This is a genomic window from Streptococcus sp. oral taxon 058 str. F0407, assembly GCF_000235485.1.
Classification (GTDB): Bacteria; Bacillota; Bacilli; order Lactobacillales; family Streptococcaceae; genus Streptococcus.
Genome location: NZ_JH378892.1, coordinates 19,621 through 35,018, shown reverse-complemented (window position 1 = coordinate 35,018; position 15,398 = coordinate 19,621). Strand labels below are relative to the sequence as shown.

The following is a 15,398-nucleotide window of genomic DNA, read 5'->3' as shown; positions in this document are numbered from 1 at the left end:
CTCATGCGTTGGTTCGAATCCAGCTACCCCAGTTACTATTTGCCGGCGTGGCGGAATTGGCAGACGCGCTGGACTCAAAATCCAGTGTCCGCAAGGACGTGCCGGTTCGACCCCGGCCGCCGGTATAGTAATAAAGACAAGGTTTTCGAGCCTTGTTTTTTATTATGTGATTATTAGTCCGTCTTGCTCTGTAAGGTGCGAGATAACTAAACCACCTTCATATATGGGGGTTATGATTTTCTACTAAATTCTACCTTTTTTAAAGTGTCATAAAGGCTCAATAATTATTTTTGAGCGTCATTCTAATCGTTTTTGAAAGGAATTTTGGTATAATATTACTTATTCACATTTTATGTAGATTATGAAAGTGTTGGTGTTTGATGTCTCGTTCGGTTGACTTGCTTAAGAAGCGCTACTTAGAAAATATAAAAGAGAACCCAGATTTATTTGTTGGGGTTGAGCTGGAGTATCCTGTTGTAAATTTAGAGGGCAAGGCTACGGATATTGAGGTTGTTAAGGAACTCTTTCGATATTTACCATCAGTTCTGGGTTTTACTATCGAAAAAGTGGATGACTTTGAGAATCCAATTCAGTTACTTGATCCAGTTAGTCAGGATACTATTTTATTTGAAGTTTCCTATACTACGATTGAGTTTGCATTTGGTAAGGCTGAAACGATTCAAGAGGTCGAAAATCGTTTCAACAATTATATGGATGTAATTCAGAAAAAATTAGCTGAATCAAATTATGCTATTGTTGGTTGTGGTATTCATCCCAACTGGGATAAAAATGAGAATTCTCCAGTGGTTTATCCACGGTATCGCATGTTGATGGACTATTTGAATTTGAGTAGCAATGTGACTGACTCAGACTTACATCAATTCCCTGAATATGGTGCTTTTATCTGTGGCAGTCAAGTTCAATTAGATGTTTCAAAGTCCAACTATCTGCGTGTTATCAATGCTTTTACTCAAATTGAAGCGGCTAAAGCTTATTTATTTGCAAATTCTGAGTTTTCAGGGGAAGATTGGGATACTAAGATTTCAAGGGATATTTTTTGGGAAGAGTCTATGCACGGGATTTATCCTGAGAATGTAGGTGTCAATGCTAGACTATTTAAAGATGAGGATGATTTTTTTGATTACCTAGATCATTCTGCAATCTTTACTGCGGAACGTGATGGGCAGACCTATTATTTTTACCCCATTCGAGCAAAAGATTACTTAGGGACTTCGGAAATTCACGCCTTCGCCCTTGATGGGGAAGAGATTCTTCTTTATCCTCAGGAGAAGGATTTCCAAATTCATCGTAGTTACCAGTACCAAGACTTAACAACACGAGGGACTGTTGAATTTCGTAGTGTTTGTACACAGCCGCTAGACCGCACCTTTGCTTCAGCAGCCTTTCACTTGGGTTTATTGCTTAATTTAGACAAGTTAGAAGCTTACTTGCAATCTGCGCCATTTTTTACCACATTTGGTCGTGATTACAAGTCATTGAGGCGACAATTTTCTAAGAAAATGCTCACAGTTGAGGAAGAAACTGCAATTGTCGAGTTTTCAAAAGGCTTACTCCTTCTAGCTGAGGAAGGACTGGAGAAGAGAGGCAAGCAAGAAATGACCTATTTACAGCCTTTGAAAGAACAATTGGGACTATAATTTCTCTTACAAAGGGAGAATTTTCTGAAAAATCATGATATAATGGAATGGACTATAGATAAAGGATAGAGATTATGACATTAGTTTATCAATCAACGCGTGATGCGAATAATACAGTAACTGCCAGCCAAGCTATTTTGCAAGGTTTGGCGACGGACGGTGGTCTCTTTACCCCAGTTACTTATCCAAAGGTCGATTTGGATTTTGACAAATTAAAAGATGCTTCTTACCAAGAGGTGGCTAAACTTGTTTTATCAGCATTTTTGGATGATTTTACAGCTGAGGAGTTGGATTACTGTATCAACAATGCCTACGATAGCAAATTTGATACTCCAGCTATCGCACCATTAGTGAAGTTAGACGGGCAATATAACTTGGAACTCTTCCATGGTTCAACCATTGCCTTTAAGGATATGGCCTTGTCCATCTTGCCCTACTTTATGACAACGGCTGCTAAGAAACATGGTCTAGAGAACAAGATTGTCATTTTGACAGCGACATCTGGTGATACAGGGAAAGCGGCTATGGCGGGGTTTGCAGATGTGCCTGGTACTGAAATTATCGTTTTTTATCCAAAAGACGGTGTCAGCAAGGTTCAAGAACTGCAAATGACCACTCAAACAGGAGATAATACTCATGTTATCGCTATTGATGGAAACTTTGACGATGCGCAAACAAATGTGAAGCACATGTTCAACGATGTGGCACTTCGTGAAAAATTGGCTGCTAATAAGTTACAGTTTTCATCAGCTAACTCTATGAATATTGGTCGCTTGGTACCACAGGTTGTTTATTATGTCTATGCCTACGCTCAGTTGGTCAAGACTGGTGAGATTGTGGCTGGTGAAAAGGTCAACTTCACAGTACCAACTGGGAACTTCGGCAATATCTTGGCTGCCTTTTATGCCAAACAAATCGGTCTACCAGTTGGCAAATTGATCTGTGCTTCAAATGACAATAATGTCTTGACAGACTTCTTTAAAACACGTGTCTATGACAAGAAACGTGAGTTTAAGGTTACAACTAGCCCATCTATGGATATCTTGGTATCTTCAAACTTGGAGCGCTTGATTTTCCATCTTTTGGGAAATAATGCTGAAAAGACAGCTGAACTTATGAATGCCTTGAATACGCAAGGACAATATGAGTTGACTGATTTTGATTCTGCTATCCTGGACCTTTTTGCTGCTGAGTATGCGACTGAGGAAGAAACGGCAGCAGAAATCAAGCGTGTTTATGAGTCAGATTTGTATATCGAGGATCCACATACGGCGGTTGCCTCAGCAGTTTATAAAAAATACCAAGTGGCTACTGGCGATGTAACCAAGACCGTGATTGCTTCAACAGCTAGTCCATACAAGTTCCCAGTGGTTGCAGTAGAAGCTGTAACAGGGAAAGCAGGCTTGACTGACTTTGAAGCCTTGGCTCAATTACATGACATTTCAGGAGTGGCAGCGCCACCAGCAGTTGACGGGCTTGAGACAGCTCCTGTTCGTCACAAGACAACAGTGGCAGCTGCTGACATGCAAGCAGCGGTTGAAGCTTATCTAGGGCTTTAAGACAGAGGAAGTAAACTCGGTTGGGAAACAACTGAGTTTCTTTTCATCAGGAGGACAGATTGTTTAGGAAAAATAAAGACATTCTTAATATTGCATTGCCCGCTATTGGCGAAAACTTTTTGCAGATGCTCATGGGGATGGTGGACAGCTACTTGGTCGCCCACTTGGGTTTGATCGCTATTTCGGGTGTTTCAGTGGCTAGCAATATTATCACGATTTACCAAGCGATTTTCATCGCTCTGGGAGCTGCTATTTCTAGTGTTATTTCAAAAAGCATGGGGCAGAAAGATCAGTCGAAATTAGCTTATCATGTGACTGAGGCGTTGAAGATTACCTTGCTACTGAGTTTGCTTTTAGGGGCCTTGTCTATCTTTGCTGGGCAAGAGATGATAGGACTTTTGGGGACTGAGCAGGCTGTGGCCGAAAGTGGAGGACTCTACCTTTCTTTAGTGGGTGGTTCGATTGTTCTTTTGGGCTTGATGACCAGTTTGGGAGCCTTGATTCGTGCAACGCATAATCCGCGTCTACCCCTCTATGTTAGTTTTTTATCCAATGCCTTGAATATTCTCTTTTCGAGTCTAGCTATTTTTGTTCTTGATATGGGGATAGCTGGTGTTGCATGGGGGACTATTCTGTCTCGCTTGGTTGGTCTTGTAATTTTATGGTCGCAATTAAAACTGCCTTGTGAGAAGCCGTCTTTTGGTTTAGATAAGGATTTGTTGACTTTGGCTATACCGGCAGCAGGAGAACGTCTCATGATGCGGGCTGGAGATGTCGTCATCATTGCCTTGGTTGTTTCTTTTGGGACGGAGGCAGTAGCGGGAAATGCAGTCGGAGAAGTCTTGACTCAGTTTAACTATATGCCTGCCTTTGGCGTCGCTACGGCAACGGTCATGCTGGTGGCTCGAGCAGTTGGAGAGAATAACTGGAAAAGAGTAAACGAGGTAAGCAAGCAAACCTTTTGGATTTCTTTCGTCCTTATGTTGCCCTTGACACTTGGCATCTATGCCTTGGGAATACCGTTGACACATCTCTTTACGACGAATCCTGTAGCGGTTGAAGCTAGTGTTTTGGTGGCGCTTTTCTCACTACTAGGGACTCCTATGGCGATAGGGACAGTGATTTATACGGCAGTTTGGCAGGGGTTGGGGAATGCTCGTCTCCCCTTTTATGCGACAAGTATTGGGATGTGGTGTATCCGCATTGGGACAGCCTATCTGATGGGAATTGTGCTTGGTTGGGGCTTGCCAGGTATTTGGGCGGGAACCCTTTTGGATAATGGTTTTCGTTGGTTATTTCTACGCTACCGATACCAGCGTTATATGAGCTTGAAAGGATAGGAAATGCAAAAAACAGCTTTTATTTGGGATTTAGATGGGACCTTATTGGACTCTTACGAAGCGATTTTGTCAGGGATTGAGGAAACCTTTGGTCAGTTTTCTATTCCTTATGATAAGGAGAAAGTGAGAGACTTTATCCTCAAGTATTCGGTGCAGGATTTGCTGGAGCAGGTGGCAGAAGAGCGAAATTTGGATGCGAAAGCGCTTAATCAGGTGCGTGCCCAGAGTCTGGCTGAGAAGAATGCCCAGGTGGTTTTGATGCCAGGTGCGCGTGAAGTGTTGACTTGGGCAGACCAAGCAGGAATTCTGCAGTTTGTTTATACCCATAAAGGAGACAATGCCTTTACCATTCTAAGAAACTTGGGTTTGGAATGTTATTTCACAGAAATTCTAACTAATCAGAGTGGTTTTGCGCGCAAACCCAGTCCAGAGGTAGCGACACATTTGCTAGACAAATATGAGTTGGATCCTAGGACTACCTATTATATAGGGGATCGGACTTTGGATGTGGAATTTGCCCAGAATAGCGGAATTCAAAGCATTAACTTTTTAGAGTCATCTTATGAAGGGAATCAGAGGATTCAAGCATTGGCAGATATTCCCTACATTTTTGAGGATGAGCAATAAAAAGATTGTGTCAGTTTTATGACAGAAGGCTAACAAACTATTTCAACTGATCTAGTTTGTTACAAGGAATGGACAGTTCTGTTAAATAGGCCCGAGAGGGCTTTTTTTCTACTTTTTTTGTGTTATGATAGACAGGTACTCATTTGAAAGGAATGTGAAAGAATGAAGAAAAGAATATTATTAGCCTCAACAGTAGCCTTGTCTTTTGCGCCAGCATTGGCAACTCAAGCGGAAGAAATTGCTTGGACAGCGCGTACCGTTGAGCAAATCCAAAATGACGTGACGAAAAACGAGAACAAAAACAGCTATACAGTTCAGTATGGTGATACTCTGAGCACCATTGCAGAAGCTTTGGGAGTAGATGTGACAGTTCTTGCTAATTTGAACAAGATCACCAATATGGACTTGATTTTCCCAGATACTGTCCTCACTACAACTGTCAATGAGGCAGAAGAGGTGACGGAAGTTGAAATCCAAACTCCTCAAGCAGATTCTAGTGAAGAAGTGACGACTGCGACAGCTGATTTGACGACCAACCAAGTAACAGTTGATGAAGAGACTGTTCAAGTGGAAGATCTTTCTCAACCAATTGAGGAGGTGCCAAGTGCAACAGAGACTGAAAAACCAACAGAAGTAGCGCCAAGTTCAGAAGTTTCTGAGACAGTGACCACTACTGAAGAGACACCATCTATAGAAGCACCTGAGGTAGAAGAAACAGCAGAAACCACTCCAGCGGCAGCACCGGTGGCAGAAACAACTAGTCCAGTTGAAGAAGCTCCTCAAGCAGAGACTTCAGCTACCGAAGCAACGGAAGCGACGACTTCGGCGGAAACATCAGTAGCAGCTGCATCAGTAACAGAAACGCCTGCTGATACAAGAGGAACAAGTGCAACAGAAGAAACAGCAGCAACAACAGCAACTTCTGACACTGCAACTTCGACTTATCAAGCAGAGCAAAGCCAAACTCCTTCAAAAACTTATTCAGCTCCAGCGGCTCCTGACTATGCAGGACTTGCTGTAGCTAAGTCTGAGAATGCTGGTCTTCAACCACAAACTGCAGCCTTTAAAGAAGAAATCGCCAACTTGTTTGGCATCACATCCTTTAGTGGCTACCGTCCTGGTGACAGTGGTGACCATGGAAAAGGTTTGGCCATCGACTTTATGGTTCCAGTGAGTTCAGCACTCGGAGATCAAATTGCAGAATATGCAGTCAAAAATATGGCTAGCCGTGGTATCAACTATATCATTTGGAAACAACGTTTCTACGCTCCATATGATAGTAAATATGGACCAGCCTACACGTGGAATCCAATGCCAGACCGTGGAAATGTGACCGAAAACCACTATGACCACGTTCACGTTTCAATGAACTAATCATTAAAATGGAAGTTGGGAACTGATTGAGTTCCCGCTTCTTTTTTGTGTGTCTTCCTTCAGGATAAAAGGGATAAATATGAGGAAGTGAGCAATATTTCAAGAGAATGTAAGCATATTACTTGATTTATTTTTGGGCTTATATTATACTTGATAAGTCAATAGTTGATAAATCAAATATGTTAGGAGAGAATGATGGTAGCAATCCAAGATTTACTGTATCGACTACGGTTGGCAGATCAGTCTATGACACAATTATTCGAACGCCAATTAGGAATTAGTCTGACTCGTTATCAAATCTTATGTTTCTTAATCGATCAGTCACCGTGTAATCAAATAGCAGTTCAGGAGAGATTGAAGATTGATCAGGCTGCCTTGACACGGCACTTTAAAATTTTGGAAAAGGAAGGTTTGGTTAATCGACGTCGGAATCCTGAAAACCAGAGGGAGATTTTGGTGGAAGTGACAGACTTCGCGAGAGAAGAACTAATAACCAACTCTCCCAAACAACATATAAAGGTAAAGAGTCAGATGGAGAGTGTACTTACAAAAGGAGAGCGAGAAGAGTTTAGTCGCTTGTTAGAAAAGTTGATATCTGGCTTAGAAGAGATAGAAATTTAAGGAGAAGAATATGTCTATTTTTACAATTGTTTTAGCAACTATCGTTGCTTTAGAGCATTTTTACATTTTTTATTTGGAAAGTGTGGCTACGCAATCAGATACTACCAGCCGAGTCTTTCATATGGATAAAGAAGAACTAGGAAGGCCATCAGTGATCTCTCTTTTCAAGAATCAAGGGATTTATAATGCCTTGATAGGTGTCTTTCTCTTGTATGGGATTTATTTCTCACAAAGTTTGGAAATTGTGACTATCTTTGTTTTATTTGTGCTTGGTGCAGCGACCTACGGTTCTCTGACAGCAGACAAGAAGATTATTCTGAAGCAAGGTGGACCCGCTATTTTGACTCTGCTGAGTATGTTGCTTTTGAAATAAGAAAACCAGCGTCTTTCAGGACGCTGGTTTTTGTATGCTCTTATCCATTTCGACGTTTACGGGCTAGTAGGGCTCTGTAAAAGAAGATGTGATTGTTTTGGATATAGGGAAGGATTGAAAAGCTAGCAATTCCAAAGGTGATCCAGTTGAGGAAGTACCAAGGGAGTAGTTGTAAGTCGAGGACAAAGCGTTGGAATTTATAGCCTTTCATCAAGAAACGGCTGGTTTTCAGGATTTGACGGGGGTTAGCCTGTCCTAAATCCAGAGTGTCGCAGAGAAGAAATTCGACCTGCGAGTAGGCGTAATGTTGCGGGATGTAGAGGAGATTGCCCACAATCATCAAAATGAGGCTAGCGAAAAAGTAGAGTCCAAAGGTCATAAGGAATTGCTCCGTTTCAACTGATGAGAGGTCCAGTTTGGGAAATTCAGGATGTAGAGCAACGAATCTCTGGGCCAAGAGATTGCTATAAAAAAGGAAATAAATGCCTACTAAGTTTGGAATGCTCCATAAAAAGAGGTAGAAGCGTTTGAGGAGGAGGGTCAGGAAGGTTTGTGAGAAGCGCTCTTCAGCAAAGAGGACCAGACTAGATTTTACTGAGAGTTCCGTATCAGGATCCTTGAGGAGTCTGAGTGTCGCAAAGGCAGCACCTGCTAGAAAAATAGCGCTCATAAAAGAAACCACTAGCGGGAAGAGATAGGCTTGGAGCACTTGTGCCAGCATGCTGAAAAAGGATTGCTCTAAAACACTTTCTTGGAGACGAGCCAAGGGGTTGAGAAAGCCTGACAGGATGACCAGCATACTAGGGAGGAGATAAACCAGAAGGAGGCGGGGATTTTCAGCCTGAAATTGCCTAGTCTGCAGACGAATAGTTTTTAAATCAATTTTTGGGTATTTCATTCTCTCATTATACCATAGTTCGTGACAGTTCCTGGTTTTTTTGATAAAATCATACAGTATGCCTTTGGGCACAAAGTATGAACTGGGACTGTCTTTCCCAGCTTCGGAGGTAGAAAATGTCAGATTCACCAATCAAATACCGTTTGATTAAGAAAGAAAAACACACGGGAGCTCGTCTAGGAGAAATCATCACCCCACATGGCACTTTCCCAACGCCTATGTTTATGCCAGTTGGGACCCAAGCTACTGTCAAGACTCAGTCACCAGAGGAGTTGAAGGAGATGGGTTCAGGGATTATCCTGTCTAATACTTATCATCTGTGGCTCCGTCCAGGAGATGAACTCATCGCACGTGCAGGCGGTCTCCACAAGTTCATGAACTGGGACCAGCCAATCTTGACGGATAGTGGTGGTTTTCAGGTTTATTCCCTAGCAGATAGCAGAAATATCACAGAAGAAGGGGTAACCTTTAAAAACCATCTCAATGGTTCCAAGATGTTTCTATCACCAGAAAAAGCTATCTCCATTCAGAACAATCTAGGCTCAGACATCATGATGTCTTTTGACGAATGTCCTCAGTTTTACCAACCTTACGACTACGTTAAGAAATCTATCGAACGTACCAGCCGTTGGGCTGAGCGTGGTTTGAAGGCTCACCGTCGTCCACATGACCAAGGTTTGTTTGGGATTGTGCAGGGGGCAGGATTTGAGGATCTTCGTTGTCAGTCGGCTCAAGACCTTGTTAGCATGGACTTTCCAGGCTACTCTATCGGTGGACTAGCCGTTGGAGAAACCCACGAAGAAATGAATGCAGTCTTGGACTTCACAACCCAACTTCTCCCTGAAAATAAACCTCGCTACCTGATGGGAGTGGGAGCGCCAGATAGTTTGATTGATGGGGTTATTCGTGGGGTGGATATGTTTGATTGTGTCTTGCCGACTCGTATCGCTCGTAACGGGACTTGTATGACCAGCCAAGGGCGTTTGGTTGTCAAGAATGCCCAGTTTGCTGAGGACTTTACGCCACTGGATCCTGAGTGCGACTGCTACACATGTAAGAACTACACACGCGCCTATCTTCGTCACCTACTCAAGGCAGATGAAACCTTTGGTATCCGCTTGACTAGCTACCACAATCTTTACTTCTTGCTTAACCTGATGAAGCAGGTCCGTCAAGCCATCATGGATGACAATCTCTTGGAATTCCGTGAGTATTTTGTAGAAAAATATGGCTACAACAAGTCAGGACGCAATTTCTAAAATGGAATTTATGTAAGCTAAAAATCCTACGTTTTCTCGTAGGATTTTTCTTCTTTTTTTGATAGAATAAAGTGTATAACGAAAGGAAGAATAAACTCGTATGCGCATTAAATGGTTTTCCTTGATTAGGATTACAGGTTTACTACTGGTGCTCTTGTACCACTTCTTTCAGACCATCTTTCCTGGAGGGTTCTTTGGAGTAGATGTCTTTTTCACATTTTCAGGATTCTTGATTACCTCTCTTCTCTTAGAAGAGTTTGGAAAGAAAAGCCAGATTGATTTGCTGGGCTTTTTTAAGAGACGGTTTTATCGTATCGTGCCACCTGTGGTTTTGATGGTTTTGGTGACCATGCCCTTTACTCTCCTAGTACGTCAAGACTATGTTGCTGGAATTGGCGGTCAGATTGCTGGAGTTCTTGGTTTCATGACCAACTTCTATGAAATGTTAACGGGGGGCAGTTATGAATCCCAGTTCATTCCACATCTCTTTGTTCACAACTGGAGTTTGGCTGTTGAGGTTCACTACTACATCCTTTGGGGCTTGGCTGTTTGGTTCTTATCGAAATGCTCAAAATCTAGTAGTCAATTGAGAGGGATGGTCTTTCTCCTTTCTACGGGAGCTTTCATCATTAGCTTTTTCTCCATGTTCATTGGTAGTCTCATGGCTAGCTCCTATTCGTCTGTCTACTTTTCAAGTTTAACCCATGTCTATCCCTTCTTTTTAGGAAGCATTTTAGCGACGGTTGTGGGAGTTCGTCAGACGACCGATTTAGTAAAGCAATTTGACCGGACCTGGGATCTTCGTCAGAATCTACTGGTGTTTGCTGCAGGTTTCTTGGTATTGTTGCTTCTGACTTTCTTTGTCAAGTTTACCTACCTGTTCGCTTACTTATTTGGCTTCTTACTGGCAAGTTTAGCGACTGTGACCATGATTTTTGCCGCGCGTGTCTTGCATGAGAAAACTCCTGACATACAAGAACCTCGTATAATTACATTTTTAGCGGATACCAGCTACGCGGTTTACCTCTTCCACTGGCCTTTCTATATTATCTTTTCTCAGTTGATGGGTAATCTGCCCGCCGTTATTTTAACAGTTATCTTTTCCTATTTCTTTGCTATCTTGTCCGTCTATATTATTGAGCCATTGATTGCTGGTAAGACTAATCCTTTAATACGGAAGATTAGTCGATTACCTCATATTAAACCAATTAGTGCTAGTGGCGTTGGTATTCTTACCTTGCTTACCTTGGTTATCATAGCTGTGGCTCCCCAAGTTGGAGCTTTTGAGACAGACTTGATGGTGAATGGTTTTAAACAAGCCCAGACCAATATAGGACAAACAAAGACTCTTGCTGAACAAGCAGAGGCTAGCCGACTTGGAATTTCTGAGGGGACCACCTTGATTGGAGATTCTGTAGCCTTACGAGCCAATACAGCTTTACAGGAAGTATTGCCTGACGCTCAAATTAATGCGCAAATCAGTCGTACAACCAAGCAAGCCAATGACATCATGCTCAATAACAGTCAGAACAAGGTACTTCTAAAAACAGTTGTCATTGCAACGGGTGTAAACGGACCAGAGAATTATAAAGATGACTTAGATACGATCGTTAAAAATCTCCCCAAAGGTCACCATCTGATTCTGGTAACACCTTATGAAGGTGACAAGAGCAAGGAAACTTACAAATCAGTGGAGCAGTATGCGGCTTATGCGCGGGAATTAGCTGAAAAGAATCCTTATGTGAGCATCGCTGACTGGAATAAGGTTTCTAAGGAACATCCTGAAATCTGGGCTGGAACTGACCAAGTCCACTTTGGAAATGATAGCAACATGATTGAAGAAGGTGCTAAACTTTACGCAGAGACGATAGCAGCTGCTGTTAAGGCCGCTCAAGAACAGCCTGTGAAATCAAAATAAAATCAAAGAGTTGGAGAAATCCAGCTCTTTTAAAATATCTCTAGAAAATAGGTCTATACCATTTACAAATGAAAAAGAAAGGTTTATAATGTAATTGACATAATAAATTCTAGAAACAATCTATCAAGGAGGTTATCATTATGCCTAATTATATTAAAGCGGATCAGTTTTTCTACCCACACGGAGTTCGTCGTGGTGGTTACTTGGAACTTGTGGATGGCAAGTTTGGAAAGCATGTAGAACAAATTCCTGAAGGAGCTGAGGTAATTGACTATACAGGCTACAGCATTGCCCCAGGGCTTGTGGATACCCACATTCATGGATTTGGCGGTGTGGATGTGATGGACAATAACATCGAAGGAACCCTTCATACTATGAGTGAAGGACTCCTCAGCATGGGAGTAACGAGTTTCTTGCCAACCACTTTGACATCATCTTATGAGCAATTGCTCGCAGTAACAGAAAATATCGGGGCTCGTTATCAGGAGGCAAGTGGAGCCAAGATTCGTGGAATCTATTTTGAAGGGCCATATTTCACAGAGAAATACAAGGGAGCTCAAAACCCTGCCTACATGAAAGATCCTCGTATGGATGAGTTTCGTGCTTGGCAAAAAGCAGCAAATGGCTTGCTTAATAAAATTGCCCTTGCACCAGAACGTGAAGGCGTAGAAGACTTTGTTCGTACAGTTACAGGCGAAGGTGTAACCGTTGCTCTTGGACATTCTAATGCGACCTTTGATGAGGCTAAAAAAGCAGTTGATGCTGGAGCAAGTGTTTGGGTACATGCCTACAATGGGATGCGTGGGTTGACTCACCGTGAACTCGGTATGGTTGGAGCCATGTATGAGTTGCCTCATACTTACGCTGAATTGATTTGTGACGGTCACCACGTAGATCCAAAGGCCTGTGACATTTTGCTCAAACAAAAAGGAACTGAAAATATTGCCCTTATCACAGACTGTATGACAGCTGGTGGGTTGGAAGACGGCGACTACATGTTGGGAGAATTCCCAGTAGTGGTTGCCAATGGAACGGCTCGCCTCAAATCTACAGGCAATTTGGCAGGTTCTATCCTCAAACTCAAAGACGGTTTGAAGAATGTGGTCGAATGGGGAATTGCGAATCCGCATGAAGCGGTCATGATGGCCAGCCTCAACCCAGCAAAATCTGTTCATATTGATGATGTTTGTGGACAAATCCGTGAAGGCTACGATGCGGACTTTATCGTGCTAGATAAAGATTTGGAATTGGTCGCAACCTACCTAGATGGTGTGAAACGTTATCAAGCCTAATAAGAAGCAGAGGCTGTGACTCAGTCTTTGCTTTTCTATTTAGAGGTATCTTCAGAAAGCTAGAGGATTGTTCTATAATGAAGCAAAATCCTTTCATTGTTCTAGAAAATTCGTTATAATATACGGTACAAAGGAAGTAGTGAAAATGTATCGTGTTATAGAAATGTATGGGGACTATGAACCGTGGTGGTTCATAGAAGGTTGGGAAGAAGATGTCATCATGAGTCAATCTTTTGACAAGTATTATGATGCTCTAAAATATTATAAATCATGCTGGTTTGAGCTGGAAAAGAAGAATCCTCTTTATAAGAGTCGGAGTGATTTGATGACTATTTTTTGGGATCCTGCTGATAAACGCTGGTGTGATGAGTGTGATGAGTATTTGCAGCAGTACCATTCTTTGGCACTTTTACAGGATGAGCAAGTCATCCCCGATGAAAAGCTACGTCCAGGTTACGAAAAACAAACAGGTCAAGAAAAGCATCGTTCTTGCCGTATGAAATGGAGATAAAAAAGTAACTTTTTAAGTTGCTTTTTTTATTTTTTTGCGAATAGTTAGATAAGGAGGGCGGTATGGTACAAGAAATTGCACAGAAAATTATTGCTACTGCGAAAGAAAAGAAGGCTCAGGATATCTATTTTATCCCTAAGGAAAAGTCCTATGAACTTCACATGCGGGTTGGAGACGAGCGGTGTCTCGTTGATTCTTATGAGTTTGATGTTTTAGCTGCTGTGATTAGTCATTTCAAGTTTGTGGCTGGGATGAATGTAGGAGAAAAGCGTCGCAGTCAGCTGGGCTCTTGCGACTACCAGCATGGAGAGAAGGTGTCTTCTCTGCGCTTGTCAACCGTAGGAGATTATCGGGGGCATGAGAGCTTGGTCATTCGTTTGTTGCACGATGAGGAAAGAGAGTTGCGCTTTTGGTTTCAGGCTCTGGCGGAGTTAGGAGAACAATACAGGCAAAGGGGCCTCTACCTTTTTGCAGGACCAGTCGGCAGTGGCAAGACGACGCTGATGCACGAATTGGCCAAATCCCTTTTTAAGGGGCAGCAGGTCATGTCCATTGAAGATCCTGTCGAAATCAAGCAGGAAGATATGCTCCAGTTGCAGTTGAATGAAACTATTGGACTGACCTATGAAAATCTGATCAAACTGTCTCTCCGACATCGTCCGGATTTCTTGATTATCGGTGAAATTCGGGATAGTGAGACGGCGCGTGCAGTGGTCAGAGCCAGTTTGACAGGGGCGACAGTCTTTTCAACCATTCATGCCAAGAGTATCCGAGGTGTTTATGAGCGCCTTCTGGAGTTAGGTGTGACTGAGGAGGAACTAGCAGTGGTCCTGCAAGGAGTCTGTTACCAGAGATTAATCGGGGGAGGAGGAATCGTTGACTTTGCAAACAAAGACTATCAAGAACACCAGCCAACTAGCTGGAATGAGCAGATTGACCAGCTTCTTAAAGATGGACATATCACAAGTCTTCAGGCTGAAACGGAAAAAATTAGCTACAGCTAAGCAGAAGAAAATCATCACCTTGTTTAACAATCTCTTTTCCAGTGGCTTTCACTTGGTGGAAATTATTTCTTTTCTAGGTAGAAGTGCCTTACTGGAAAAGGACTATGTGACACAGATGCACCAAGGACTGTCCAAGGGAAAATCTTTCTCAGAAATGATGGAAAGTTTGGGCTTTTCAAGTGCCATTGTCACTCAGTTATCCCTAGCTGAAGTCCACGGCAATCTTCATCTGAGTTTAGAAAAGATAGAAGAATATCTGGACAATCTGGCCAAGGTCAAGAAAAAGTTAATCGAAGTAGCGACCTATCCCTTGATTTTACTGGGCTTTCTCCTGCTAATCATGCTGGGGTTGAGAAACTATTTGCTCCCCCAACTAGATAGTAGCAATATTGCCACCCAAATCATCGGCAATCTGCCACAAATTTTTCTGGTACTAGTACTGGTTTTCTCTCTAATTTTACTTTTAGCCCTCACTTTCTATAAAAGAAGTTCTAAAATGCGCGTCTTTTCGATGTTAGCACGTTTTCCCTTTCTAGGAATCTTTGTCCAGACTTATCTGACAGCTTATTATGCGCGTGAATGGGGCAATATGATTTCACAGGGGATGGAGCTGACGCAGATTTTTCAGATCATGCAGGAACAGGGTTCTCAGCTCTTTAAAGAAATCGGTCAAGATTTGACTCAAGCCCTGCAAAATGGCCGCGAATTTTCTCAAACCATAGCGACCTATCCTTTCTTTAAAAAGGAGTTGAGTCTCATCATCGAGTATGGGGAAGTCAAGTCCAAGCTGGGGAGTGAGTTGGAAATCTACGCGGAAAAGACTTGGGAAGCCTTTTTTACCCGAGTCAACCGCACCATGAACTTAGTGCAGCCACTGGTTTTTATCTTTGTGGCTCTGATTATCGTTTTACTTTATGCGGCAATGCTCATGCCCATGTATCAAAATATGGAGGTAAATTTTTAA

Annotated in this window: 14 protein-coding genes and 1 tRNA gene; 14 read left to right on the top strand and 1 reads right to left on the bottom strand. The window is 42.4% G+C overall.

Annotated elements, in window-relative coordinates; translation table 11 throughout:
• The first annotated feature begins 41 nt into the window (after positions 1 to 41).
• From HMPREF9184_RS08970 to HMPREF9184_RS08935, 8 genes are all read left to right on the top strand, one after another.
• Positions 42 to 125: transfer RNA gene (locus HMPREF9184_RS08970), tRNA-Leu, on the top strand.
• A 255-nt stretch (positions 126 to 380) separates the two neighbouring features.
• Positions 381 to 1,658: a hypothetical protein gene (locus HMPREF9184_RS08965; RefSeq protein WP_000091644.1), complete on the top strand. Its 1,278-nt coding sequence runs from the start codon at positions 381 to 383 to the stop codon at positions 1,656 to 1,658.
• A 74-nt stretch (positions 1,659 to 1,732) separates the two neighbouring features.
• Positions 1,733 to 3,217, top strand: coding sequence for a threonine synthase (gene thrC, locus HMPREF9184_RS08960; protein WP_000177153.1), 1,485 nt, complete (start codon positions 1,733 to 1,735; stop codon positions 3,215 to 3,217).
• A 59-nt stretch (positions 3,218 to 3,276) separates the two neighbouring features.
• Entirely contained in the window at positions 3,277 to 4,557 is a 1,281-nt protein-coding gene (locus HMPREF9184_RS08955) for an MATE family efflux transporter (protein WP_000488871.1), read from the top strand.
• A gap of 3 nt (positions 4,558 to 4,560) precedes the next feature.
• Entirely contained in the window at positions 4,561 to 5,184 is a 624-nt protein-coding gene (locus tag HMPREF9184_RS08950; RefSeq protein WP_001172842.1) for an HAD-IA family hydrolase, read from the top strand.
• A 162-nt stretch (positions 5,185 to 5,346) separates the two neighbouring features.
• A complete protein-coding gene (locus HMPREF9184_RS08945) occupies positions 5,347 to 6,558 on the top strand; it encodes a LysM peptidoglycan-binding domain-containing protein (protein WP_000746053.1) in 1,212 nt (403 codons plus the stop codon).
• Between the two features lie 195 nt (positions 6,559 to 6,753).
• Entirely contained in the window at positions 6,754 to 7,179 is a 426-nt protein-coding gene (locus tag HMPREF9184_RS08940; protein WP_000225770.1) for a MarR family winged helix-turn-helix transcriptional regulator, read from the top strand.
• 10 nt (positions 7,180 to 7,189) lie between these two features.
• A complete protein-coding gene (locus tag HMPREF9184_RS08935) occupies positions 7,190 to 7,552 on the top strand; it encodes a DUF1304 domain-containing protein (RefSeq protein WP_000021888.1) in 363 nt (120 codons plus the stop codon).
• Positions 7,553 to 7,592: 40 nt separating this feature from the next.
• On the opposite strand, the gene HMPREF9184_RS08930 is transcribed toward HMPREF9184_RS08935, so the two are convergent.
• The gene (locus tag HMPREF9184_RS08930) at positions 7,593 to 8,450 is read right to left on the bottom strand and encodes a DUF975 family protein (RefSeq protein WP_000876922.1); all 858 of its coding nucleotides are present in this window, start codon (positions 8,448 to 8,450) and stop codon (positions 7,593 to 7,595) included.
• Between the two features lie 116 nt (positions 8,451 to 8,566).
• On the opposite strand from HMPREF9184_RS08930, the gene tgt reads away from it, so the two are divergent.
• The 6 genes from tgt to comGB all read left to right on the top strand — a co-directional run bounded on the left by tgt (position 8,567) and on the right by comGB (position 15,398).
• Positions 8,567 to 9,709, top strand: a complete 1,143-nt coding sequence (gene tgt / locus HMPREF9184_RS08925) for a tRNA guanosine(34) transglycosylase Tgt (protein WP_001285234.1) — start codon at positions 8,567 to 8,569, stop codon at positions 9,707 to 9,709.
• A 100-nt stretch (positions 9,710 to 9,809) separates the two neighbouring features.
• A complete protein-coding gene (locus HMPREF9184_RS08920) occupies positions 9,810 to 11,627 on the top strand; it encodes an acyltransferase family protein (RefSeq protein WP_001220898.1) in 1,818 nt (605 codons plus the stop codon).
• A gap of 140 nt (positions 11,628 to 11,767) precedes the next feature.
• On the top strand, positions 11,768 to 12,919 hold the full coding sequence (nagA, locus tag HMPREF9184_RS08915) for an N-acetylglucosamine-6-phosphate deacetylase (RefSeq protein WP_001134437.1): 1,152 nt from the start codon (positions 11,768 to 11,770) through the stop codon (positions 12,917 to 12,919).
• A 145-nt stretch (positions 12,920 to 13,064) separates the two neighbouring features.
• A complete protein-coding gene (locus tag HMPREF9184_RS08910; protein WP_000286418.1) occupies positions 13,065 to 13,430 on the top strand; it encodes a DUF1033 family protein in 366 nt (121 codons plus the stop codon).
• 62 nt (positions 13,431 to 13,492) lie between these two features.
• Complete coding sequence (gene comGA, locus HMPREF9184_RS08905; protein WP_000249591.1) at positions 13,493 to 14,434, top strand: competence type IV pilus ATPase ComGA; 942 nt, start codon at positions 13,493 to 13,495, stop codon at positions 14,432 to 14,434.
• Positions 14,382 to 15,398 carry a competence type IV pilus assembly protein ComGB gene (comGB, locus tag HMPREF9184_RS08900; protein WP_009444409.1) on the top strand — a complete coding sequence of 339 codons (1,017 nt, stop codon included), beginning with the start codon at positions 14,382 to 14,384 and terminating at the stop codon, positions 15,396 to 15,398. The genes comGA and comGB overlap by 53 nt, the downstream gene beginning before the upstream one ends.

Bases quoted from the DNA above. Each gene is read 5' to 3' on its own strand.
- nagA (WP_001134437.1), top strand. From the start codon at position 11,768: ATGCCTAATTATATTAAAGCGGATCAGTTTTTCTACCCACACGGAGTT.
- HMPREF9184_RS08920 (WP_001220898.1), top strand. From the start codon at position 9,810: ATGCGCATTAAATGGTTTTCCTTGATTAGGATTACAGGTTTACTACTG.
- HMPREF9184_RS08965 (WP_000091644.1), top strand. From the start codon at position 381: ATGTCTCGTTCGGTTGACTTGCTTAAGAAGCGCTACTTAGAAAATATA.
- HMPREF9184_RS08940 (WP_000225770.1), top strand. From the start codon at position 6,754: ATGGTAGCAATCCAAGATTTACTGTATCGACTACGGTTGGCAGATCAG.
- comGA (WP_000249591.1), top strand. From the start codon at position 13,493: ATGGTACAAGAAATTGCACAGAAAATTATTGCTACTGCGAAAGAAAAG.
- HMPREF9184_RS08910 (WP_000286418.1), top strand. From the start codon at position 13,065: ATGTATCGTGTTATAGAAATGTATGGGGACTATGAACCGTGGTGGTTC.
- tgt (WP_001285234.1), top strand. From the start codon at position 8,567: ATGTCAGATTCACCAATCAAATACCGTTTGATTAAGAAAGAAAAACAC.
- thrC (WP_000177153.1), top strand. From the start codon at position 1,733: ATGACATTAGTTTATCAATCAACGCGTGATGCGAATAATACAGTAACT.
- comGB (WP_009444409.1), top strand. From the start codon at position 14,382: ATGGACATATCACAAGTCTTCAGGCTGAAACGGAAAAAATTAGCTACA.
- HMPREF9184_RS08950 (WP_001172842.1), top strand. From the start codon at position 4,561: ATGCAAAAAACAGCTTTTATTTGGGATTTAGATGGGACCTTATTGGAC.
- HMPREF9184_RS08930 (WP_000876922.1), bottom strand. From the start codon at position 8,450: ATGAAATACCCAAAAATTGATTTAAAAACTATTCGTCTGCAGACTAGG.
- HMPREF9184_RS08935 (WP_000021888.1), top strand. From the start codon at position 7,190: ATGTCTATTTTTACAATTGTTTTAGCAACTATCGTTGCTTTAGAGCAT.
- HMPREF9184_RS08945 (WP_000746053.1), top strand. From the start codon at position 5,347: ATGAAGAAAAGAATATTATTAGCCTCAACAGTAGCCTTGTCTTTTGCG.